Source organism: Myxacorys sp., from assembly GCF_059501405.1.
This window is the reverse complement of record NZ_JCACCM010000103.1, coordinates 1-24,321: the sequence shown is the minus strand read 5'-3', so window position 1 is coordinate 24,321 and position 24,321 is coordinate 1. Positions and strand designations below refer to the sequence as shown.

Annotated in this window: 18 protein-coding genes; 7 read left to right on the top strand and 11 right to left on the bottom strand. The window is 48.8% G+C overall.

The window, feature by feature from the left end:
• Positions 1–62 precede the first annotated feature (62 nt).
• The 3 genes from AC5I6P_RS12825 to AC5I6P_RS12815 form a co-directional block, all read right to left on the bottom strand.
• Positions 63–797, bottom strand: coding sequence for a GUN4 N-terminal ARM-like repeat domain-containing protein (locus AC5I6P_RS12825; RefSeq protein ID WP_495694154.1), 735 nt, complete (start codon positions 795–797; stop codon positions 63–65).
• A gap of 64 nt (positions 798–861) precedes the next feature.
• Entirely contained in the window at positions 862–1,362 is a 501-nt protein-coding gene (locus AC5I6P_RS12820) for an adenylyltransferase/cytidyltransferase family protein (protein ID WP_495694153.1), read from the bottom strand.
• Positions 1,359–2,039, bottom strand: coding sequence for a response regulator transcription factor (locus AC5I6P_RS12815; protein WP_495694152.1), 681 nt, complete (start codon positions 2,037–2,039; stop codon positions 1,359–1,361). Before AC5I6P_RS12815 ends, AC5I6P_RS12820 begins: the two co-directional genes overlap by 4 nt.
• 218 nt (positions 2,040–2,257) lie before the next feature.
• Here AC5I6P_RS12815 and AC5I6P_RS12810 point away from each other — a divergent pair, with 218 nt between their 5' ends.
• The gene (locus tag AC5I6P_RS12810) at positions 2,258–3,679 is read left to right on the top strand and encodes an NADP-dependent isocitrate dehydrogenase (protein WP_495694151.1); all 1,422 of its coding nucleotides are present in this window, start codon (positions 2,258–2,260) and stop codon (positions 3,677–3,679) included.
• 89 nt (positions 3,680–3,768) lie between these two features.
• Here the strand turns inward: AC5I6P_RS12810 and AC5I6P_RS12805 are convergent, their stop codons facing one another.
• Complete coding sequence (locus AC5I6P_RS12805) at positions 3,769–4,803, bottom strand: hypothetical protein (protein WP_495694150.1); 1,035 nt, start codon at positions 4,801–4,803, stop codon at positions 3,769–3,771.
• A gap of 317 nt (positions 4,804–5,120) precedes the next feature.
• Between AC5I6P_RS12805 and AC5I6P_RS12800 the strand changes: the two genes are divergently transcribed.
• Both AC5I6P_RS12800 and AC5I6P_RS12795 read left to right on the top strand, forming a co-directional pair.
• Positions 5,121–6,140, top strand: coding sequence for a glycosyltransferase (locus AC5I6P_RS12800; protein ID WP_495694149.1), 1,020 nt, complete (start codon positions 5,121–5,123; stop codon positions 6,138–6,140).
• Between the two features lie 4 nt (positions 6,141–6,144).
• Complete coding sequence (locus AC5I6P_RS12795; protein ID WP_495694148.1) at positions 6,145–7,116, top strand: glutathione S-transferase family protein; 972 nt, start codon at positions 6,145–6,147, stop codon at positions 7,114–7,116.
• A 38-nt stretch (positions 7,117–7,154) separates the two neighbouring features.
• Here the strand turns inward: AC5I6P_RS12795 and cydB are convergent, their stop codons facing one another.
• The 5 genes from cydB to AC5I6P_RS12770 form a co-directional block, all read right to left on the bottom strand.
• Positions 7,155–8,168: a cytochrome d ubiquinol oxidase subunit II gene (cydB, locus tag AC5I6P_RS12790; RefSeq protein ID WP_495694147.1), complete on the bottom strand. Its 1,014-nt coding sequence runs from the start codon at positions 8,166–8,168 to the stop codon at positions 7,155–7,157.
• Between the two features lie 71 nt (positions 8,169–8,239).
• Entirely contained in the window at positions 8,240–9,685 is a 1,446-nt protein-coding gene (locus AC5I6P_RS12785; RefSeq protein WP_495694146.1) for a cytochrome ubiquinol oxidase subunit I, read from the bottom strand.
• Between the two features lie 302 nt (positions 9,686–9,987).
• The gene (locus AC5I6P_RS12780; RefSeq protein ID WP_495694145.1) at positions 9,988–12,153 is read right to left on the bottom strand and encodes an EAL domain-containing protein; all 2,166 of its coding nucleotides are present in this window, start codon (positions 12,151–12,153) and stop codon (positions 9,988–9,990) included.
• A gap of 353 nt (positions 12,154–12,506) precedes the next feature.
• Positions 12,507–12,818, bottom strand: coding sequence for a (2Fe-2S) ferredoxin domain-containing protein (locus tag AC5I6P_RS12775; RefSeq protein WP_495694144.1), 312 nt, complete (start codon positions 12,816–12,818; stop codon positions 12,507–12,509).
• Between the two features lie 61 nt (positions 12,819–12,879).
• On the bottom strand, positions 12,880–14,013 hold the full coding sequence (locus AC5I6P_RS12770; protein WP_495694143.1) for a CobW family GTP-binding protein: 1,134 nt from the start codon (positions 14,011–14,013) through the stop codon (positions 12,880–12,882).
• A 215-nt stretch (positions 14,014–14,228) separates the two neighbouring features.
• Here AC5I6P_RS12770 and cysS point away from each other — a divergent pair, with 215 nt between their 5' ends.
• The 3 genes from cysS to AC5I6P_RS12755 all read left to right on the top strand — a co-directional run bounded on the left by cysS (position 14,229) and on the right by AC5I6P_RS12755 (position 18,719).
• Positions 14,229–15,692 (top strand): cysteine--tRNA ligase, encoded by a 1,464-nt coding sequence (cysS, locus tag AC5I6P_RS12765; protein ID WP_495694142.1) that lies wholly within the window; start codon positions 14,229–14,231, stop codon positions 15,690–15,692.
• 244 nt (positions 15,693–15,936) lie between these two features.
• Complete coding sequence (locus AC5I6P_RS12760; RefSeq protein ID WP_495694141.1) at positions 15,937–17,376, top strand: TldD/PmbA family protein; 1,440 nt, start codon at positions 15,937–15,939, stop codon at positions 17,374–17,376.
• A complete protein-coding gene (locus AC5I6P_RS12755) occupies positions 17,373–18,719 on the top strand; it encodes a TldD/PmbA family protein (RefSeq protein WP_495694140.1) in 1,347 nt (448 codons plus the stop codon). Before AC5I6P_RS12760 ends, AC5I6P_RS12755 begins: the two co-directional genes overlap by 4 nt.
• Before the next feature lie 67 nt (positions 18,720–18,786).
• On the opposite strand, the gene AC5I6P_RS12750 is transcribed toward AC5I6P_RS12755, so the two are convergent.
• Positions 18,787–21,621 (bottom strand): CHASE domain-containing protein, encoded by a 2,835-nt coding sequence (locus AC5I6P_RS12750; protein ID WP_495694139.1) that lies wholly within the window; start codon positions 21,619–21,621, stop codon positions 18,787–18,789.
• Between the two features lie 722 nt (positions 21,622–22,343).
• On the opposite strand from AC5I6P_RS12750, the gene AC5I6P_RS12745 reads away from it, so the two are divergent.
• Positions 22,344–23,543 carry a DUF2927 domain-containing protein gene (locus AC5I6P_RS12745; protein WP_495694138.1) on the top strand — a complete coding sequence of 400 codons (1,200 nt, stop codon included), beginning with the start codon at positions 22,344–22,346 and terminating at the stop codon, positions 23,541–23,543.
• 110 nt (positions 23,544–23,653) lie between these two features.
• On the opposite strand, the gene AC5I6P_RS12740 is transcribed toward AC5I6P_RS12745, so the two are convergent.
• Positions 23,654–24,064 (bottom strand): pentapeptide repeat-containing protein, encoded by a 411-nt coding sequence (locus AC5I6P_RS12740; RefSeq protein WP_495694137.1) that lies wholly within the window; start codon positions 24,062–24,064, stop codon positions 23,654–23,656.
• Positions 24,065–24,321: the final 257 nt, after the last annotated feature.

Genomic DNA, 24,321 nt, shown 5'->3' with positions numbered 1-24,321 from the left:
ATGAAGCCTCTTGTTGTCTGGCTTCGACTACTGCCTATTTCCGATTAAGTCTATTGACTAAATTAATTCTTCTCTTTTATCCAAGCTGGGTGAGCCATGAGAGAGGCCATCACCCGCACTCCTCTGAGTTGATTGGATAGAGGTAAATGCCCTTTTGGAGCGTCCAGAGTCCAATTAAATTCTCCGGGGTAACGAGTCCAACTGTTCCCCGATTTCCAGCCAATTTTAGCCCAAAGTTTTTCCCAATTTTTATTCAGGCTCAACCAGATTTCTCGCTGAGTTGAGAACCCAAATTTACCATCAGAATGGGCGAGCCACAAAGCGTCGATCGTTTGTAAATCGGCTACTGGAAACTGCTCAACTTCGGTGAAATATAGCCATTTACGCTGCATGGCTGCCTCGCCTGCCAATTCACACATTTTTTGAATCGTCACTCGATCGGCTTCCTCGAACGCTTGTTTCACAAGACAGTGCTGAAGAGGAGCGTAGTCGATACCGCGATCGCTCCTTAGTACCACAGTTCCCGTCGGAAACTGCTGCTGAAGAAAGGTGAGAACCGTTGGAGATTGGGTATTGTAAAGCTCTTGATAAATTTTGGCGTCCACTCGTCCTAAAGCTCCGGCGGCGTGACGCTCCTGCAAGAAATCCATCAGCACAACAAAGCCCGCCTCACCTTGCGCTACAAGGTCGCTCACAAGCTGTAGCTGAGTTTTTTCTGGTTCTGAGCGCAACTTAACTTGCAGGGCAGTGAGGCTATCGGGAACATTGAAAGACGTTGATGTTTCTAAATTTGTCATGAAACTATTCATGCTAAAGGGCATCAAGAATGATTTAGACTGAATTGCTCTACTCCATCATCCCTCATTCGTTCTCTCGACTCGACAAAATTTGAGTGATGATTTTGCTAGTGGAACTAGGGATCTCGATCTGAACTAGTCTAACCTGCCCACCATACGCTTGAACAATTGCCGCTTCGGGAAGCGTGTCTAGGGTGTAGTCTCCGCCTTTAGCGTAAACATCGGGCTGAAGCGCCTGAACGAGTTCACAGGCCGTCGCTTCCGAAAAAATCACGACGCCATCGACGGATTTGAGGGCGGCTAAAACTTCTGCCCGTTCCGCCTCTAAGACAATGGGGCGCGGGGGCAAGCCTGGTGCTTGTGGTTTGATCGTTTGAACCGAGCGATCGCTATTCACACCGACAACGAGGGCACGTCCAAACTGCTTGGCGGTGTTTAAGTATCGCACATGCCCGACGTGGAGTAAGTCAAAGCAGCCGTTCGTGACCACAAGCGGACGCCACCGAGCGGGATCAGCTGCGATCGCGGCTTTCAAGGTCTCAAGGGTATAGACTCCAGCACTCATGAATCGACGGCTTCTTTCGGTGCAAGAGTTTCAGTTGGCAGCTTGTAGCCTTGCTCAAAGGCATAACGCACAAGCTGAGAGCGGTTTTCTAACTGGAGCTTGCTCAAGATATTACTCAGATGTGTTTGCACGGTGCGAGGACTGACAAACAAGTGATCGCCAATCTGCTTGTTGGTATAGCCTTGAATCACTTCCCAAAAAACTTTTTCTTCAGCGGGGGTTAACGGAAGCGGGTCAGGACTCGCCGCTTGAGGTTCGGGCAGACGATCAGTTTGCTGCATCAGCCGGATGATCTCAGAATGCATGCGGCGCGATCGCTCTAACTGCGCCTCAATTTTCGCCAAAAGTTCTCGTGGCTCAAACGGTTTGATCAAATAGTCGTCTGCACCAATCGAGTGTCCTTGCACACGATCTTCAATGTCCCCTCGGCTTGACAGAAAAATGAACGGAGTCAGTTGACCTGTCCGAATGGCGCGGAGGCGGCGGCAAAACTCGAATCCGTCCATTTCTGGCATAATCACATCCGAGACAATCAGATCCGGTGGATCTTGCTCAAAGCACAGGAGCGCTTCAGTGCCGCAAGCCGCTTTCTGAACCGCGTAACCCCGCTTTTCTAGGTAGCGTGTCAATGCCGTTCGGAGCGTCATGTCATCATCGACTACTAAAATCTTCTTCATCTACATCTCCGAGCAGTTTTAAGTAGCCCATCTCTTCAATTCACCTTGCCAATTGTTCGATCCAAGAGGCTTGAAGAATGCCCCTCATCATGGTAAATCAAACCTTTCCTTTTGCAGTTAGTTTCACCTGTGAGGAACTCGCTATCAATTCTGCTACACAAGAAATCCACAAAGTTTGGTAGCCTACCAAAGCATACCCACGATCCTATTCGACACTTATGTACGAAAAGATTACACCTCCCCAAGTTGGTTCACCGATTACGTTTAAAGATGGGGAGCCAATTGTGCCGGACAATCCAATTATTCCGTTTATTCGAGGGGATGGGACGGGGATTGACCTATGGCCCGCTTCCGAGCGCGTGTTTGATGCGGCGGTTAAGCAGGCTTATGGCGACAAGCGAAAAATTTCTTGGTTTAAAGTGTATGCCGGAGATGAAGCGTGCGAGGTGTATGGCACCTATCAGTATTTACCAGAAGATACCCTAGCCGCGATTCGCGAGTTTGGGGTGGCGATCAAAGGTCCGTTGACCACGCCGATCGGCGGGGGCATTCGATCGCTCAACGTTGCCCTCCGCCAGATTTTTGATCTGTACGCTTGCGTTCGCCCGTGCAAGTACTATTCGGGCGTGCCTTCGCCTCACAAAAATCCTGAAAAGCTAGATTTGATTGTTTACCGGGAGAATACCGAAGATATTTATCTCGGCATTGAGTGGAAACAGGGCACCGAGACCTGCGATCGCATTATCAAACTGCTCAACGAAGATCTGATCCCCGGTACGCCCGAACACGGCAAAAAACAGATTCCCCTCGATTCGGGAATCGGGATTAAGCCGATCAGCAAAAAGGGTTCTCAGCGCTTAGTGCGGCGGGCAATGCAACATGCGCTCCGGTTGCCCAAGCATAAGCAATTGGTGACATTGGTGCATAAAGGCAACATTATGAAGTACACCGAAGGAGCCTTCCGCGATTGGGGCTACGAATTGGTGACATCAGAATTTCGGGCGGACTGCGTGACCGAGCGTGAGTCGTGGATTTTGAGCAACAAAGAGCGCCACCGGGATCTGACGATCGAAGAGAACGCCCGCGAAATCGATCCAGGCTACGAGTCGATGACGCCCGATAAGCGAGACATGATTTGCGCAGAGGTAAAGGCAGTGTTAGACACCATTTGGGATAGTCATGGCAACGGGCAGTGGAAAGGAAAAGTGATGGTCAACGATCGAATCGCTGATAGTATCTTCCAACAGATTCAAACGCGCCCCGATGAATACTCGATTTTGGCGACGATGAATCTAAATGGCGATTACCTGTCCGATGCGGCTGCCGCGATCGCAGGCGGATTAGGCATGGCTCCGGGCGCAAACATCGGCGATTCGAGCGCTATTTTTGAAGCGACTCATGGCACGGCTCCCAAACATGCGGGGCGCGATCGCGTCAATCCTGGCTCAGTGATCTTGTCGGGTGTGATGATGCTGGAATATCTGGGCTGGCAAGAAGCGGCAGATCTGATTAAAAAAGGATTGGCAGCCGCGATCGCGCAAGGGGAAGTCACGTACGATCTCGCTCGCCTGATGGAACCGCCCGTTGATCCTCCCCTTAAGTGTTCAGAATTTGCGGAAGCGATCATCCGACATTTCTAAACCGCAATCGAAACCGAAGAGATCTTCCTTTGTCCGTTTTTGAAGCAACGATGGCATCTCTTCGGTTTCGATTGAACTTTCAATTGGACTTAGGGATTAGAGAATGTGTTGATATTGCCGCCACCGATCGCGCGTCCTGGAATTCGACGGGGAGCGGAGAAAGGCTGTTCCTTCAGTTCTGGCAACGATGCTGGAGCTCCGTAGACCGAGCCAACAGGATTGGATTGCGTGGGTACAGTGGACTGCCCGACAGGATTGGCCAAATTGAGAGGAGGCAGATTACTGTTGGGCCCGACTGAGGGAGAGATCACAGGGGGCGCTACGGTAGCCGGATAATTTGCAGGTGGAGAATAGGGTTGAGACCCTTCAACCAAATTGGTGTAGGCGTTCCCGACGGGGATTGTTGGCTTTGTTGCGTCAATTCCTGGACTGTCTAAGCGAGTTGTTCCTTCAACCGGAATAGGTGCCTGATTCACACCTTGATTGGACTGATTCACGTTTGTCGGCGCAACGGGTGAAGGGGTTGCATAAAGACGAGTCATGGCCTCTTGCAGAGGACTTTTTGTGGAACCCGTTGGTGTGAAACCCGTAGGCAGCGTTGCGGACCCACTTCCTGAACCGCTTAGTTGAGCGGTTCCTAGGGAGTTGCGCTCTGCGCTAATCGCGCTACTTTGTCCTGCATTCGACTGTCCGTATCGATCGGCTAACCCATTGTTGAAAGCGCCAAAAATTCCAGGTTGCCCTAGCGTAGATTGGGTTGTCGCCAGTCCAGTAGATGCGTTAGCTGGGGAACTAGCTGGCGTTTTAGGTGCATTCGTTCCTGCTGGCTGGGGCAGCGTAGGCTGATTTGGTTTGGCTTTATTTATCTCTGACTTGATGCCAATGTCATTGATTAGAACGGGCAGTGAATCAATGTCTGCCCCGATCGCTTGCTCTTCTCGCAACGCCAACTCTTCGTCAGAACGCTCTCCCTGGACTGCCCCTTCCGGACGTGTCCACCAATCCCAGGTGAATAGGAGTAAGAGTAACAGCGCGATCGCGGGTCCCCAAAAAATCGGCCGCCCCAGTGGACGCAACCGAGCTAAGAAGTACCGACTTGTAGCTGAAGAAGAGCGACGACGCATAAGACCTAATCTAGGAACTTTCAAGCTAATCTTAATCGATATTCAAGAGGGGAGAAGGAAAATCGGAAAAGGATCATGAGGCTTCATTCAATCGCTAGAGATTCCTTCACATCAATTTGAACAACACGCCGCCCGAGCACAACTCTTATCTCTTATTGGAGTGCTGATACCGTTATAAAAGTAAGTTATCGACTGATACCGTTATAAAAGACTTCTTATAACGTGCAAGAGCCGCCCTCCTCTCCCAAGCCGAGGAAGGGAGTGAGAGGAACTTCCGCAGGAGGTCTAGGCTATGCGGTCAGAGTGTTGAGGTCAGAGTGTTGAGGTTAGACGTGATGCGATCGTTGTATTTTTTGCTTCCAGGAACAAGTCAAAAATTTGCCTGTGGTGGATTATTTGCCGAATTAAAAACGCTCGCGATCGCCCAGTCAATCTGCCCGTCAGAGATTGTTACCTACCGACAGCGGGAACCAAACATTCTATTTTTAGACGATGTACTGAAGCAACCGTCGTTAAATCGCGTCATTTTTGTCGCCAGTTGGGGGTTTGATGTCTCTAAGTTGGTGGCTCGATTGAAGCATCACCACGTTTTATATCACGCTCACAGCAGCGGCTATAGGTTTCGGCTTCCAGCTAAAATTCCGATCATGGCAGTGAGCCGCAACACGATGGGATATTGGGGACAGCGATCGCCAAATTCTCTGATTTATTATCTTCCCAACCAAATTTCTGATGAATTTAGCAACTTTAATTCTCATCGCGATATTGATGTTTTAGTTCACACTCGCAAATCATCAGAATATTTAGTACAGCAGCTAATTCCCGCTTTGCAGAAACGCTGTAACGTCTGTGTCATCGATACTCACGTCGATAGTCTTGCCAATCTGTTTAATCGCACGAAAGTCTATCTTTATGATTCGGCAGAATATTGGGCGCAGCAGCGAGTGAGTGAAGGATTTGGATTGCAACCAATGGAAGCAATGGCATGTGGGTGTCAGGTGTTTTCGAGCGTCAATGGTGGACTGTCTGACTACTTAGATCCAGGCTTCAACTGTCACAAAATTGCAGGCTATTCGACTGATTTTGATGTGTATCGAATTTTAAACAACGTTAATCAGTTTGTGCCGAATAACTTGCCGGAGTCGTTCCTTGCACAGCATCGCACCGAGCACATCACAAAGCGGCTGGCGCTGATTCTACAGGAACTCAACGAGTTTTTTGATCACTCGCAACAGCAACCATCCGATATTCCTGAGCTAACGCCAAGCCGAGTGATCCGCTTACGATCGCAGACCCTATTCGTTAAGCTAAAGAAAAAGCTTTTGTCTCGCAGATAGGATTATGGCAAAACTTCCTCCCAAACTCATTATTCAATCGGGCAAATTCGTTTGGACGACCCTTTGGCATGTGATGATGTCAAACCTTGCACCGCGATCGTCATCCGGGGCGTATACTCGTCCTGAAAGTGAGTTTAGAAATGTCGTCAGTCGGAACGTAGATGACCCCTATCCGGCCGAATCGGGACGCTACAAGCTCTATGTTGGAATGAGTTGTCCGTGGGCACATCGGACGCTGGTTGTCCGAGCGCTGAAAGGATTGGAACATGCGATCGCGGTTTCGATTGTCTCTCCTTCTCCAATAGAAGGCGGATGGGTACTAGATACATCAGAATATGGATGTCGTACATTAGCGCAGTTGTATCAGGTTGCAAAACCTAATTACACAGGACGTTGCACTGTTCCGGTGCTTTGGGACACTAAAACCAATACGATCGTGAACAATGAGAGCGCAGAAATTATCGTGATGCTCAACGATCAGTTTGATGAATTATCTACAAATCCAGAATTAGATTTATATCCAGAAAATCTGCGAGAGAAAATCGACGCTTGGAATGAAAAGATCTATCCTGCTGTCAATAATGGCGTTTATCGCTGTGGATTCGCTCAAACGCAAGAAGCATACGAAGCCGCCTGTCGTGAACTATTTGCGGCATTAGATGAAATTGATAGCGTTCTTAAGACTGGGCGTTATCTGTGCGGAGATGCCCTCACCCTAGCAGACATCAGACTTTTTACAACGCTCTTCCGATTTGATATTGCCTACTTTGGGTTGTTTAAATGCAGTCTTCATCGCATCAAAGATTATCCCCATCTTAGCGGTTACTTACAGCATTTATATCAACTGCCGGGAGTAGCAGCCACGTGTGATTTAGATGCTGTAAAACGGGACTACTACGGTAACTTATTCCCCTTAAATCCAGGAGGAATTGTTCCCCTAAGCTTAGATGCTAAAACGTTACTAACCTCCAATTAATGGTTTAACAATTAATGGTTTACACTCTTGCGTGTCAGCTACTCACCGTATGACTCGCCAGATACCTTGCCTCGAAAGACAATGTATTGGTACAAGTTGTAGAACAGCATTACCGGAATCAGAAACCCAATGAGAATAATCATGATTACCAACGAACTTGCATCAGCCGACGCCTCATAGATCGTAATCTGAGTAGGAATAATGTAAGGAAACACAATGAGTCCTAAACTCAAAAAGGTGAACACAAACAGCAGAATTGTCCAAACAAAGGGAGCGCGATCTTCTTTACGGTTGAGGCTCCCCAGAAGTTGAGCAATTAGTAATACGCCAATGAATGGAATCGTCACAAAAACATAAGCAAGCGGCGGATCAAATAAACGAGTTCGGGTGCTTTCGTAAAAGATTGGAGTCGATACCGTAATGAATATTGCACCAATCAACGTCGTCCAGGCTGCAAGCTTTGCGGTGCCATAGTGAATGTCCTGTAACTCTCCGCTCGTCTTCCAAACCAAGTAGGTCGAGCCAATCAACACGTAACCCTGGATCAGCGTCAGTGCCACCAGCACCGATTGCCAGGTTAGCCAATCCCACGTGCCGCCAATAAAGTGCCCCGTCTCGTCAACGTTGATGCCTGATAGCACTGCACCGAGGGCAAACCCTTGCCCCAGCGCGGCGGCAAAGCTGCCAACACCAAAGGCAATATTCCAAAAAAATTTGCGGTTGGCTTGTTCGCGGAACTCAAAGGCGACGCCTCGAAACACAAAGCCAAACACCATGAGAAAGATGGGAATGTATAGCGCACTTAAAATCGTGCCATAGGCAAGGGGAAACGCGCCAAACAGACTGCCGCCCATCAGAACCAGCCACGTTTCATTCGCATCCCAAATGTTGCTTAGACTGGTCATTAAGATACCGCGCCGCTCTTCATCGGATGAGGTGAGCGACAAGATGCCGACTCCCAAATCAAATCCGTCAAGCATCACATACAGCAACAGAAATAATCCTAAAATCACAAACCAACATTGAGGCAGAAAATATTGCAGGGTTTCCATAATGTCTCGTAGGATTGGACTTTCTACCTATCATTTGTTGAAGGATTTGTTGAAGCGAGGGAGGCAACCGACTATTGTTGGGCCTCAACAGGACGTTCATCGGGAACAAATTCGCCAGGTGAGGTATCAATCGCAGGTCTAGTTACCTCAGTACCAGGAATAGGCAATGCTAAGTCAGGACCTTTGCGAACAATCCGGCTGCCGAAGTATAGCGTTGTGATGAATAGCAGCGTATACACGAGCGCAAATGCAGTGAGCGATGTTAACACGTTGCTGGCAGGAATGTTAGAGACCGAATCGGCTGTCCGAATTTTTCCATACACTGACCATGGTTGCCGTCCAACACAACGTACGATCCAACCCGATTCGACTGCGATGTAGCCAAGCGGCCCGGAAAATAGCCAAATTCGCATTAGCCACTTTTGATCTGCGATCGCAGCAGCTGACAATTTTCCTCTAAACCATTGGAGTACAGTTAGGCCCATCAGCGCCGCCAGAAAGAACCCGATCGCAATCATAGTGCGAAAGGCGTAATAGATCAGTCCCACCGCGTGAGGTCGCTCGTCAGGTTTAATATCTTTCAACCCAATCACGGGATGAGTTAATTCTTTTCTGAATTCTAAGATGTAGCCTAAAGCGTTGGGAATTGTGATTTCAAAATCATTCTTCTCTGCTTTGTCGTTCGGAATGGCAATCACGCTCCAATCGGCGGGTTGACCAGCAGGGGAAGTGTTCCACTGGGCTTCCATCGCAGCGAGCTTTGAGGGTTGATGCTGCTGAACTTGTTCGCCGCTCATGTGTCCGAGGTAGATCTGAAACGGTGCGACTGCGATCGTGGCTGCCAGCACAATTTTGAAGGATTTGGCAAAAAATGCTTCGTGACGACGGTTGAGAATATACCAAGCGCTAATGCCGCCGATGACAAACAGCGATGTTTCTAGCGTTGCAAAAAACATGTGCGAAACACTGTTGAGCCAAAACGGGTTAAACATCGCCTGAAAGTAGTCGTTGACCACGAATTTCCCATTGACCATATCGCCGCCAGTCGGCGTTTGCATCCAGGAATTGGCAATCAGAATGAATACGGTCGAAAGATTTGCGCCAACGGCAACCAAAATTGTAGACATAAAGTGAATCGCTGGATTCACGCGTTCCCAACCAAACAGCATGATGCCAAGAAATGCCGCTTCCAGCATAAATGCCCACGATGCTTCAAAGCCGATGACGCTGCCGAAAAAATTGCCGACTGCTTCTGAAAACGGTGCCCAATTCGTCCCAAACTGAAATTCCATCGGAATTCCGGTTGCCACTCCAATCCCAAAATTTAGAACATAAAACTTGCTCCAGAAGCGAGCGTGCAGGTAGTAATCAGGATTTTTGGTTTTGAGCCAGAGTCCTTCTACGATCACTAAGTAGATTCCCATTCCCGTAGTTAAGACGGGCCACAAAATATGAAAAATTGCCGTCAGCGCAAACTGCATCCGCGACAGAACAACGGTGTTGGACAAGAGATCCATTACAACTTTCCTAAGCTCAGTAGGTTCTCCCTCGAATAGTAGTGATCGAATCGATTGAGGAGGCGCTACTTGAGAAAGTCTTAAGATTCTACGAGCCGTCGAAGTTCTAGAGCAAAGTTTGCTACCGGATTGCCGTTGTAAAGACACGACTAATCGCGTCTTTACAAGGCGACATCGAAGTTGAGCAGGCTTACAACACTACCGGCATTTTGTGGATGAACAAACTGCCCACAGGGGTTCTCAAGACGCTCGCACCCCATCTGATATTTAATTGAACATTTCTTTAATGACGCCTATATTACTTACAAAGATATTACTTCGTTAGAACTATCCTGCATATGAGCTACACAATTTCGGCCTTGGGCTTTCGCTCGATATAGCTCTTGGTCTGCAGCTTTAACTAGAGTTGTGGAAACCGCTCGACTGTGGGGAACAGTAGTTGCAACACCTAAACTAAGCGTGATGAACGGACTGACTGGAGAACCAGAATGTGAAATTTGCAAAGCGCTAATATTGATTTGAATTTCTCGTGCAACCACAATTGCCCCTTCTACATCCGTATACGGCAAAATTACCGCAAATTCTTCTCCACCATAGCGAGCAACTAAATCGGCTGGGCGTTTCACTGCCTTAACGATCGCCTTGGCAACTTGCCTCAACACATCATCTCCCGCCAAGTGTCCATACGTATCGTTGTAGCGTTTGAAGTAATCAACATCACATAAAATCATAGACAAAGGCAACTGCTCCCGCTCTAACCTCTGCCATTCTGAGTTGAGATATTCGTCAAAACAACGACGATTGGCAACCTGGGTTAAGCCGTCAGAAGAGGCAAGGCGCTGTAGTTCCTGGTTTGCTTGTTGCAGTTGTTGGTAGAGTTCAGATTGTTGAATCGCGATCGCGGCTTGACCAGCAAGTTGGCTGAACAAGCTAATCTCAGAAGGTTGCCATTGCCTAGGACTTCTGCATTGATGGGCAATCAACAACCCCCACAACCGCTCTTGCTGCAAGATAGGAACAACGAGATTGGCACGGATTTGAAATTGCCGCAGGAAGTCAAAATGACACGGCGTCAAATTTGCGGCGTAGACATCCTCGATTGCTCTGGCATGTCCCTGCTGGTTGTAATCACCGTAAGTGTCTTGAAAGCAGGTATCCATGAAGTGGAGTCCGAGAATCGGCAACCACTCCTCTGCGACTGACTCTACAACAACCAATCCACTCCAGTCGGGCTCAAACCGATAAATCACAACTCGATCGACTTCAAACAGTTGGCGGACTTCGGCAGCAGTATTTCGCAAAATCTCGTCTAACTCTAACGATTGTCGAATCCGTTGTGTCACGCCGGCAACAATCCGCTCAGATTCGCTTTGGCGGCAAATACGGTCTTTAACCGGCGGACGACGCTCAACAGTTACCACAGAAGCATTGAGTTCATTGACGACAAGATGAGGGGTTGCGGTAATGGGAGAGGCACTGGGTTTAGAAATCAGGTAGCCCTGGGCAAAGGTGGCTCCTCGCTCCCGTAACCAGCCCAATTCCTCCACACACTCAATGCCTTCCGCTACAGTCTGAATGTTCAGCTTCTGGGCGATTTCTAGAATCTTTTCAGTAATTGAGGCTTTGTAGGGATCCTGATGCACATCCCGAATCAATCCCATATCCAACTTGATGAAGTCAGGACGTAATTGATGCAGTAGGTTCAAGCTAGAATAGCCAGAGCCTAGGTCATCGAGTGCGATTAAAAAACCCTCCTCTCGGTAGTATTTGAGGACTGCTTTAAGATGATCTAGATTCTCTGGATTGTCTGACTCGACCACCTCAAAGACAATGTGTTCGTGCGGAATTCCGGCTGCATTAATTGCTGCGACAGTACTGCGCAAACAGGAAACCGGATCGTACAACGCGGTTGATGCAAAATTGATGAAGATGTGGCTTTTAACCTGATGATGGCTGGCTTGCGCGATCGCGCTCAAACGGGCTGACTGATCCAATTGTGACAACAGTCCAGCGTCGTTTGCTAGCTCGAAAATGGAACCTGGCATCACTAGATTACCCTGTTCGTCTAGTCCACGCAGGAGCGCCTCATAGCCATAAATTTGAGTGGTGTCGTCAATATAAACAATTGGTTGAAAGTAGCTGGTGAATCGATGGTCTGTCAGCATCCCTACCAGCCAGTCAGACTGACTGAACTTAATGAAGCGATGCAGCGATGTCATATCGCTAAAGTCGTAGAGCTTGGGTTGGGCACGCCCACCCATAAACAGAACTTGAGTTTCTCGCAGTTCTCTAGGGGTGAGCAACCCTGCCAGATTTCTAGCTAACTCTTTAGCTTGCCCATCACCACAAACTACGCTAAGACCATGCCGCTCCTGCATTGAGTCATACTGAAGTGGAGTATTTTGCAGGTACGACGTTACCTTTTTGAGTGTGTGTGGCACTGGAAACCACAGAAACAGCGTACCCACCTCCTTAGCGGAACAACGGGTTACTTTGCTACAAGCGCAAGAGTGAGGAACGGAAGGGGTGCGATCCACGGATGCCCTACCTTAAATTAATTTATTTCTCTCAGTATTCCCTGGGTTCCCTGGAGCGAGAGCAACGCTTCTTAAAGCTAGGTTCCTTTTAGAATGAAGGTTCTATGAATTTCTTTGCTCTGATTATTTTACAATACTTCAAAACAACTTTTGATTGCAGACTGCGGGTTTCAGCCCTCTTCTACAGCAACCGACTAGCAAGAAATCAAGAGCTTCAGCCCCTTCTCAAAAAACTGTTTAGATTGTTGACCTTGGATAGGGCAATTATCAGGTAGAGCAACCATCTAGGAGCCGAATTCGGTAGGTGCAGAATTTGTGTACCGAGGATGGAGCCGAGGATGCAATAGGCGTTCTACAGGATGACCCTGCTGGAGATGCTGATGGGCGATCCCGGCTACATCCTGCGATTTAACGCGGCAATACCACACTTCATCTGGCAATACGCGCACTGTTGCTCCTAGGTGACACTGCCCTTGGCACTCACTTGCACTGATCGAAATATCTGGAGTCGAACCTGCTAAAAAAGCTGCCAGTACTTCGGCTGAACCTTTAGCTAGGCAGCTTCGAGACTGGCAAACAAGAACTCGCTTATGCATGAACGTGCTGTGCGCTAAAGACAGAATTTCTTAGTGCTGAACTCCTGTCTTTAGCATTCCCTTATTTCCCAAATCCTTTCCCTTTAGTTGGCGAATGAACTGTAAAACAGGCTTCGACCTGCGATCGCAGGGTCTCTTTGTCCAGATTCTGCCCAATCAGGACTAATTGATTTTTGGGTTTGCCTTTCCACTCATCATCATCAAGCGAAAATCGCTTGCCGCTCAAATGGAAGATGTGACGCTTCGGGCTTTCTTCAAACCAGAGAATGCCTTTTGCTCGAAACACGTTGGTAGGCAATTGACTATCTAAGAAATGTTGGAACTTGCGGATGTTGAAGGGGCGATCGCTGTCAAACGAGATTGACGTAAACCCATCAACTTCTAAATGGTTGGAGTGATGATGATGCTCGTGATCATGATCATGATCGCAGTGTCCGTGGTCATGGTCGCACGCCGAATGATCATCGTGGGCGTGATCGTGATGCTCATGATCGTGGGCGTGATCCTCTGTATCAGGATTGAAATACTTATCTGACTCAAATAAGCCCACGCTGAGCAACGCTCCTAACGGAACTTGCCCTTTCACAGTGCGTAAAATTCGTGCTCCTTCTTTGACATCGCGCACCCGAACTTCTAGCGCATCAAGATCCGCTTCTTCCACCAAATCGGCTTTATTGAGCAAAATGATGTCGCCATAAGCGATTTGGCTATGAGCCGCTTCGCTATTAAATAAGTCGAGACTGTAATTTTCAGCATCAACCACCGTCACAATCGAGTCGAGTCGAGTCAAATCGCGCAATTCGGTTCCCAAAAACGTCAACGCCACCGGCAGCGGATCGGCTAATCCAGTCGTTTCGACTACCAAATAATCGATTTGCTCTTGACGCTCCAAGACTTTGTAAACCGCCTCAACCAGATCATTGTTGATCGTGCAGCAGATACAGCCGTTGCTGAGTTCTACCATGTTGTTGGAGTCGTCAGCTTGAATAATCAGTTCATTATCAATGCCGATTTCGCCAAACTCATTCACCAAAACGGCGGTTTTTAACCCTTGCTGATTGGTCAGAATGTGGTTAAGCAGCGTTGTTTTCCCACTGCCCAGAAAGCCCGTGATAATCGTTACTGGAAGCCCTACTTTAGGAGCGTCCATCTTTGGAGAATCATTTGAAGTAGAATTAGTGGCTGCGGATTGCATAGCACGTTTGCCAGAAAAGTCTCTCTCCCATTATTGCCGATCTAGAATTGATTTATCATTGGCTATTGACGCTCCGCCGAATTGGAATTGGGTCGGCGGATTTTTGCAGTGACACTGTGAGTGTCTCACTGCCCGTATTGTGAAATAATCTGTGTTTTGAAATAAGTCGTTTGATGGTGCAGCGTCAATTCTTCTAGCCCTAACTCTTTATTGCTATGTCCCTGAGTCTTTACAACACGTTGAGCCGCCGTCAAGAACCGTTTAAGCCGCTAGAACCTGGAAAGGTGCGGATGTATTACTGTGGGGTGACGGTGTACGACTACTGCCACGTGGGACACGGACGGGCATGTGTGGTTTGGGATGTGGTGCGGCGCTATCTGACGTGGCGCGGTTACGAGGTGCGCTATGTGCAAAACTTCACCGATATTGATGACAAGATTTTGAATCGATCGCGGCAAGAAGGCACGACGATGGAAGCCATTTCAGAGCGTTATATTGCAGCCTACTTTGAAGATATGGCGCGGCTCAACATCAAAGAAGCCGACGAATATCCACGGGCAACCCACACACTCGATGGCATCAAACGTCTGATTCACGAACTCGAAACGAAAGGGTTTGCCTATCCCAGCGCGGGCGACGTTTACTACTCAGTCAGGAAGTTCCCAGACTATGGCAAGCTCTCGGGTCAGAAATTAGACGAGCGCCGTATGGGAGCAAGTGGGCGCGTCTCCGAGAATGAAGAAGCCCAAAAACAAGATCCGGCAGATTTTGCGCTGTGGAAGTCGGCAAAGCCTGGAGAACCTGCGTGGGAGTCGCCTTGGGGAAAAGGGCGTCCGGGGTGGCACATTGAATGCTCGGCTATGGTGCGCGAGTGCTTCGCAGATTCCGCAAGTAATCATTTAGGTGAAACGATCGACATTCATGCAGGCGGCAACGATCTGATCTTTCCTCACCACGAGAACGAAATTGCCCAATCGGAAGCCGTTACCGGGAAACCTTTGGCACAATACTGGCTGCACAACGGTATGGTGAACGTCAACGGTGAGAAGATGTCCAAATCGCTTGGCAACTTCACCACGATTCGGCAGATGCTGGACGCACCGAACGCGCCCGAGCCGATGGCAGTTCGGATGTTTATTCTCCAGGCTCACTACCGCAAACCGATTGACTTCACCGATGATGGCATTGCTGCTGCTCAAAACGGGTGGAACATCTTAAAGGCAGGATTGCTGTTTGGGCATGAGTATGGTGAGCGCCTAGGCTGGACAGGAAGCATAGAAACGCAAGCTGATGCGATCGCGCAATTTCGGACGGTGATGGATGACGATTTCAATACCTCTAGCGCCTTAGCTGTTCTCTTTGGTTTGGCAAAACAGCTAGAACGCGCCAGTAATCTACTGATTCATGAAGGCGAAACAGGTGAGCCGTCAGATTTGCTAGAGTCACAGTGGTTGACGTTGGTTGAGTTAGCCAGCGTTCTTGGTCTTGAAGCTCAGCCAGAACCTGAACAAGTCCCTTCAATTTCCGACGCTGAAATTGAAACATTGGTCGCGCAACGCACCGAAGCCAAGAAAACGAAGAACTTTGCCGAAGCCGATCGCATTCGCAACGATCTGCAAGCCCAAGGCATTCAGCTCATTGATAAACCGGGCGGTCTTACTCTCTGGCACCGCAGCTAAACTAGAAGGAGCCTACTAAAACATAGATTGTTTCTCTGTTGACCCTCCAGGCAAGACTTGGCTGGGGCAGCGCTTGACTGTCCATCCGTTACATTTGCTACCGAATCCGCTGACACCCAAGTTATTAGAATGGGTGCAAGAGAACTCATCGTTACAGTTGTCTTCATACCGTTCGTGATAACAAGGTAAAACCTCTACCATAAAGTCTTTTAAGAGAAAATTGCTCTATTTTTTACCCGAATCGATGATTACAGAACTCACACATCTGCTTTCAACTCTCGATATTTCCGCAGAATGGGTCGGCTTACGAGCGACCAAAGAAGTATCTACCGCTCGTTCGTCTCGCGACGGAAGACCTGAAACCAATGGCACATCAACGACCCAAGGCGTCATGGTTGAAGTATTGGTGAACGGGCAAATTGGCTACGGAGCGACGAATTCATTCAAGCCGGAGCGGGTTCGGGAGGCCGCCGCCGCAGCTTATCGCCAGGCGATCGCGGCGTCTGAATGGACAATTCAGAAAACGGGGCTTTCGGCTCGTCCTAAAGTCGTCGGACAATATCTTTCCCCAATGGTCAAGCCGTTTGACGTGCTAACTCCGGGGGAAATCAATGATGTGCTGACCAAAATCTGTCACGGTCTCAAGCAATCAGACAAAATTGTCAAAACCAGCGCCACTGCCATCACAACTGAGACGGAGTCGTGGTTTGTGAGCAGCAACGGCTCCGAAGTCTATCAAAAATTTCTGCGGATCGGCACTGATTATTCTGCTACTGCTCAAGAGGGAGCAATCATCCAACGGCGATCAAGCAATGGATTTTTGGCACACTGCTATCAAGGCGGCATGGAATATTTCATCACGCCCGAACTGTGGAATCGCGTCCAGCAGGTTGGAGAGCAGGCATTAGAGTTACTTAGCGCAGAAGAATGTCCAACGGAAACGACAACGCTAGTGTTATCACCCGATCAAATGCTGTTGCAAATCCATGAAAGCATTGGTCATCCATTAGAACTTGATCGAATTTTAGGAGATGAGCGCAACTACGCAGGCGGCAGTTTTGTGAAGCTTCAGGACTTCGGCAACCTCGTGTATGGGTCGCCCTTGATGAACATTACGTTCGATCCAACCGTCTCCGGTGAGTTTGCCAGCTACGGTTTTGACGATACCGGAGCGCCTGCCTCGCGCGAATATTTGATCAAAGCAGGTGTGCTACAACGGGGGTTAGGCAGTCTTGAGAGCCAAGCAAGAAGTGGCGTTGCGGGTGTTGCCTGTTCGAGGGCGTCCTCGTGGAATCGTCCGCCCATCGATCGCATGGCAAATCTCAATCTCGAATCGGGCGATCAGTCGTTTGATGATCTCATTGGTGGTATCGATCGCGGCGTTTACATGGAAGCCAATCGCTCCTGGTCGATTGACGATCAGCGACACAAATTCCAATTTAGCTGCGAATACGCCAAGCTGATCGAAAATGGAAAACTGAGTAAAACGCTCCGAAACCCAAACTATCGCGGCATCACTCCGCAGTTTTGGAACAGTTTGGTGCGCGTGGGCGATCGCAGCACCTGGCAAATGTACGGCACGCCCTTCTGCGGTAAAGGGGAACCAAATCAGTGTATTTGGGTTGGACATGGCTCTCCTGTTGCGGCGTTTGCCAATGTTGAAGTGTTTGGAGGTGGGGCATGACAACGATTGAACGAGGCGCATTAGAAACGAGTTTCAATTCTTTGGTCGAGCAGCTTCGGGCGGAGCTAAGCCCAGACGAGCAGTTCACCCTCACGCTCACCAGTGAACAAAGCCAATTCACGCGATTTAATTACGCCAAAGTAAGGCAGACTGGAACCGTTAGCGACGGCACGCTGCAGCTAAAGTTGATGCACGATCAGCGCAGCAGCTATCAAGAATTCCCCTTCACGGGAGATGTTGAGATTGATCAGCGGCAAGCCCAACATGCCCTAGACGCTCTCCGGCAAGAAGTACCTCAACTACCCAAAAATTCCTATCTTGTTTTGCCTTCTGGAAACGCAACCAGCCGCGAAAGTCACGAAGGCAATTTGCTCCCTTCTGATGCTGTACCTTCAACCATTCTTTCCGCCGTGGCGGATCTTGACTTCACCGGAATTTACTCCGCTGGACTTGTAATTCGAGCCTACGCCGATTCGGTTGGGCAGAAACACTGGTTTGCCACCGATACGTATTCGCTTGATTATTCGTTGTTTACGGCTGAAGGGCAAGCGGTTAAGGGCACGATCGCAGGCAATCAGTGGAATCACGCTGCCTACCAGACCAAAATTGACCAGTCTAGAGAGCAGCTAAAACGATTGGCTGATGCGCCAAAAACGATTGGGCGCGGACAATACCGCACCTATCTAGCCCCTGCCGCCGTTGCTGAACTGGTGAACATACTATCGTGGGGCGGCATCAGTGAAGCGTCGTATCAGCAGGGCGGAAGCTGTTTTGCGGCACTGCGTCGTGGAGAAAAAAAGCTGTCGCCCAAGTTCAGCCTCAGAGAGAATTTCACTCAAGGCTTAGTGCCTCGATTTAATGAACTCGGTGAAGTTGCCCCGTCAGAACTGCCGCTAATCGTGTCGGGTGAATTGGTGAATATGGTAATTTCATCGAAAACCGCGAAAGAGTACACACTGGTGGCAAATGGAGCGACTCAAGACGAAGGGCTGCGATCGCCGGAACTGGAGGTCGGAGGCTTGCCCAGCGATCGCATCCTCACTGAACTGCACACTGGATTGTATGTCTCGAATTTACATTACTTAAATTGGAGCGATCGCCCCACGGGTCGTATCACCGGAATGACGCGATATGCCTGCTTTTGGGTTGAGAATGGCGAAATCGTTGCCCCAATCGAAAATCTCCGGTTTGATGACAGCTTGTATCAGTTTTGGGGCGAAAATTTGGTGGCACTGACTGATTTTCAGGAATTCATTCCTGACGTTGGAACCTACGAGCATCGCAACTTAGGTGGCGTTTTAGTTCCAGGCATGATTGTCGAAAACTTTACTTACACCTTGTGATTGGAGACTTGTAATTGGAGAACCCAATCGTCTTACAGGCATTCTCCCTTAACGGCTCACACTTCAATCACGGGTCAAGTACAGTAGCAACAGCGTAAATCAGTTCATCTGCCTGAATCGGTTTCGCTAGATGCTGCTGAAATCCTGATTTGAGAATTCGTTCTCGGTCATCGGCACTCGCAAAGGCAGTCAGCGCGATCGCTTTGCAGGTCTTTGCGTGAATCGTCGGAATCTGGCGAGTTTCTTTCATGCTCGGCTGGGCGGAAAGTAGCTGTTGTGAGGCTTCTAGCGATTCGCTTCGCGAAGCCTCAAAGAGTCGCACCTTTTTAATTAAGCTATATCCATCTTCTTCTGGCATACCAATATCGCCGATGAGAACCTGTGGATTGAAGTTCAGAAACGTATCCAGGGCTTGACCCGCCGTTGATGCCGTCATTACTTCTGCCCCAGCTTGCTGTAGACTCGTTGCGGCGATTTCACGGGCATCGGCTTCATCATCCACGACCAACACTCGAATCCCATCGAGCCGAGGCATTGCTTTTATAGAGCCAGTGGGATAGACATCGCGCGCTGGGCGCACCGACTGATTTAACTGATTTAACAATGGCAGTTGGACGGTAAAGGTTGAGCCTTGTCCTTCTCCAGGACTTTCCACCAGAACCGTTCCGCCGTGACTCTCAATCAGGTGATGTACAATCGCCAGTCCCAACCCTAAGCCACCATGCAATCGAGTACTCTTGCTATCTGCCTGCCGAAAGCGATCGAACACATAGGGCAGAAACTCAGGCGAGATTCCCGCTCCGGTGTCAATGACCTGAATTTGAGCGTAAGACTCAACCCTAGAGGAAGGGGAGCGAGGCACCCTGGTTAACTGAACCTCGACGTGTCCTTCAGGGGGAGTAAACTTGATCGCATTGGTCATCAGATTCCAAATCACCTGCTGAAGTCGAGTTGCGTCTCCCAATACAGGACTTTCGAGCGGCTCTAGCGTGGTTTGGATGTGAATCTTTTTAGCGTCTGCTGACGATCGCACCATCTCGATCGCGGCATTCACAATCGGCACTAACTCAACCGGATGACGATGAAGCCGTAGCTTTCCGGTGACAATTCGAGACACATCGAGCAAATCTTCAATCAACTGATTGAGAGATTTGGTATTGCGTTCAATCGTTTCGAGCGCCCGAAGCGTAGTCGCTGCATCAAATTTGCGGCTCCTCAAGAGCGAAGTCCACCCCAACATAGCGTTCATCGGAGTCCGCAATTCATGAGAGAGCGTTGCGAGAAATTCGTCTTTCAGCCGACTCGCTTCTCGTAGATCCTCGGTTTGCTGCCGCAATTGATCGACCAATGCCGCCCGTTCTATGGCAGCCGCGACTTGATCGCAAACCACTTGCAGCAACGTCAACTCATCTGGCGTAAACACCGAGCGATCGCGGCTGCCAAATGCCAATGTACCAATCAACTGATGGCGAGCGATCAACGGGTAACAGGCATACGCGGTTAATCCTTGCGATCGCAGCACCTCGGTATCGGCGGTTTGACTCACTCGCTCTACTACAACTCTTTGTTTCTGCTGCGCGACCCGACCCGAGATACTTTCTCCGACCTCCAGTACCTCTATGTGTTGCAGCATCGATTGGGACAAGCCACTACTGGCATTTAGCCTCAACGTCTGCTGTTTTGCATCAAGCAAATAGTTCAAATACACCTCAAGATCAAGCTGCTGCGATAGTTGACTAAACAAACTCGCAATAAACACCTTGGGCTGCTCGTGCAGCAGTAAACTGCTCGACATACTATAGAGCAGAGCCAAACGCTCATTGTTGCGTTGCAGGGCGATCGCGGCATCTTCGGCTTTTAGCAGCGATTTTACCTGCGATCGCGTCAGTAGAAATAACACCAAACTCACTAGGATGCCCGTTCCCAAGATAGGAGGCACAAAACTCTGATGAGAGACGCTATCGAGTTCTGGTCGAGACGTAAATACTAGGCTCCAAGGACGTCCCGCTACGCTAAAGGTAACGGTTTTGGTAAACTGAGGCGTGTAGGAACCATCTGATTGGGCATTTTTAGAGCGGTAGAGTAATTGCGTTGGATTTAGCCGCGTTCCATCGTAAAGCTGAAAATCAACATATTGCAATTGACCCTTTGCGAAGATGCCTGCCATCAAATCGTCCGTGCGGAAAGGACCGTAAACAAAGCCTTGAAGCGCGGCTCGTCGCTGGGCAACTGTAGTTAACGGCGCACCGTTTTGATAGACAGGAACGTAAATCAGAAAGCCTGTCTGCTTATGCTGCTCGGTCTCTTGAATCAGAGTGACACGACCTGTCGCAGACGGCTGCCCAGTATCTCGCGCCCGCTCCATCGCCGCCCGTCGCCTTGCTTCTGTAAACATGTCATAGCCGATCGCGCTTTGATTACGCCGATCGAGCGGCTCTAGATACAGAATGGCGTGATACTCGCTGCGACTGCCGTTTGGTTTTACGGCGAAATTTTTAATTCCCTGCTGCTTCATCTCCGCCAGCAGCGCCGCTTTCTCACTTGCCAAAAATCGCTGAGAGAACCCAATTCCCTGCACGCCCGGAAATCTCTCGCGGAGATGCTGCTGTTCGATATATTTGCGAAAGTCAGCGCGGCTCACACGCCGATTGAGGGAGCCAAGCTCGGAAGAATTGCTAACGGTAAACAGCCCGCTCCCTGCCTCCAACAGCGCGATATACGTATCTAGTCGCTGGTGAATACTTGCCTGAGTGCGTTGAACCGAACTGTCAAACCGGAAACGGTCTTTTTCTCGAGCAGATCGTTGGGTGGAAAATGCAGCCAGTCCTGTTAGCAGCACTGTGCCGACCAAAACAAGATACGGAAGCCAGAAACGGTGAGGGCGAAAAAGTCGAGACGGCAACGTTAACTCCTGAAGGCGACCTGCGACAAAGGGCTAGAAAGCTCTTAGGCTCGTTTAGAAGAAACACGCATCCATTCTAAACGTGTCCTATGCATAAAATCTTTGATAACCCTGCTTTATCAAGGATTTTGTAGAGGGGTCTCCCAACCTGAGAGATAGGCGTCTTGAAACTGGAAAGATTTGGGGACGAGTCTAGAAGTCCTGATCAATCAGAAGCAACCAGAGCATCGTTAAACGCAGAACATTATTGAGAAGTGTAAAATTAACAAGTGTAAATGCGATATTTTGATTAGAGCCGATGACCTGTTTTGGGCTACAAGTTTTACTGATGAGATCAATCCGTAAGTTTCGTAGGATAGCCCCGTAATTCCTCTGAGCGCCTAGTTACAAACACCCTGATCAGGCTCTTCTTTTGCGACAAGCACATTACTGAGTCTTATAAAACTGTATTTGCTACAGTGTCTTAGCGCCTAAATAAGCTAGCTTCAACTCGATCGATTTAAATTTCGGATAAAGTGATCAATCTGTCCCGATCAGGGTTCAAATAGAGAGGAATTTATTCTGTGTGGACGATCGCATCGACAAAATAGGTACATTTGATCTATATCGTTTGATTCCTATAAAGTGTGATCAAAAGAATGTGATTAAACGAAATGTACAGGGGAACTTTAAGCGAAACCGTCCTTCCACCTTTGCCCCCTAAATACAAGGAAACTCACCCCATGAACTGGAACAACGCTGTCCAAGCCGTAAGCCGTGGTCTTATGTTCGTAGGAATTGCTTCAGCCGTTGTGTCCGCGTCAGGATTCCGAACTATTTCGAGTGCGGCCCGCCCCGCAGAACTGATGACGAGCGATCGCAGCAGTGAGATTAATGTCCGATTAAACCCATCGGTGCGATCGCAGCCACTTCACTACGGCTATTCCGGCGATCGCGTCCAGATTCTTCAGCAACAGCAAGGGGATGATGAATGGATGTGGTACTATGTCAAATTCGATCGTTCTGGTGCGACGGGTTGGGTGCGTAGCGATCTGATTCGTCGGGAAACCCTAACTGGCGCAACGCGACCTTCTAGTCAAGCAACGCGACCTTCTAGTCAAGTTGTCAGCTCCGCTGTATATCCTCTGCCTCAATCGACTGCACTGCCTCCAGCCTCTTCTGTTGCTACTCGAAACGTGACGGACTATGGTGGTGGCAATACTACATCTTTATCTCGATCTCCTTTACCTCAATCTAGGGTTGCTCCACCTCCAGTGTCCTCCGTTGCGAAACGAAACGTACCGGACTATTCTTACGGCACTACTTTTACCCAAGAGCAGATTAATTATTTCATGGAAATTGCAATGGGATCTGAATTTGATTCCAATGGAAATTCCAAAATTCGTAAATGGCAAAGTGATGTCAGAATTCAATATTTTGGAACGCCAACTCAAGCAGACTTAGCAACGCTGAAAACAGTCATAGAGGAGGTGAATGGGCTAATAGGGGGAGCCATTCGACTACAGCTTGTCCAGAATAATCCGAATGTGAGAATACGCTTTGTTCCAGAGCCACAGTTTCGCAACTACGAACCGAGATACGTTCCGGTTAACTTTGGATTTTTCGCAACGAATTGGGATGCCAAGGGCACAATTCAAAATGCGAATATTTTAATCAATAGTCAAGGCATTACTCAAAAGGAGCGATCGCACCTGATTCGCGAGGAACTGACTCAATCGTTAGGGCTGATGCGCGATTCCTACAAGTATTCAAACAGTATGTTCTATCAACCGTGGACGGATGTCACTCAATATGCCGAAATTGACAAAGCCTTGATTCGGATGTTGTATAGCCCCAACATTCAAACTGGCATGACTCGGACAGAGGTACTCACAGCGATGCGAACCCTACAAGCTCGAAGCAATCCTCCTCTCAAGTTTTAGGTTCACGTTTTAGTCCTGCGACTTTAATTCTGGTGTATCTAATTCTGGTGTAGAGGCGTCAATCGACGCCCAGCTTGCGCTGATTCGCTCACCACCCAATGTCCCTGCCACTATAATACTTGTGCAACACCTCCATTTGGCATTACCGTGCGGAGCAGCGTTGTCTCGCTTAAGTCGATGTCATCGGGAATGACATTAATCAGGGACGCCCATCGGAGGTTGGCTCCGGAAAGTTGAGCACCTGTCAGGTTTGCGCCAAATAACATTGCCGCACCCAGATAAGCCCCTCGGAGATCTGCACCGCTCAAATTGGCTTGAGATAAGTCAGCACCGTTCAGGTTCGCGTTCTGAAGATTGGCGTGCGAGAGATCAGCCCCATGCAGTGATGATTTGGTTAGATTTGTCTCGGCTAGATTGATGCCACTTAATGTTGCTTTGTTTAGCCGAGCTTCATTAAGATCGACTTGATGAAAATCGCGATGTCCTGCAGCATAGCGTTTTAAGAGTTCATTAGAGTCCATAATGTTCACTCCTATAAATCACCTTATGCGATCCCTCAGAGCGTGATAGCACCGATCGCGGCTCCACTCTTGTGAGGTCTAGTTAGTATCTACGTTACGCTTGATGCGCATTAATTTGTATACCCACAAAGGTTGAAGTTGGTGATTGATATAAAAGCTGCTGGCTCAATGCAATGCACCATTAAGAAAGCTGTAGAAAAGCATTAGAGTTGTCGGGAGATAAAAACAAAGGTAGCTAACATGACCTTTCAAGTTCT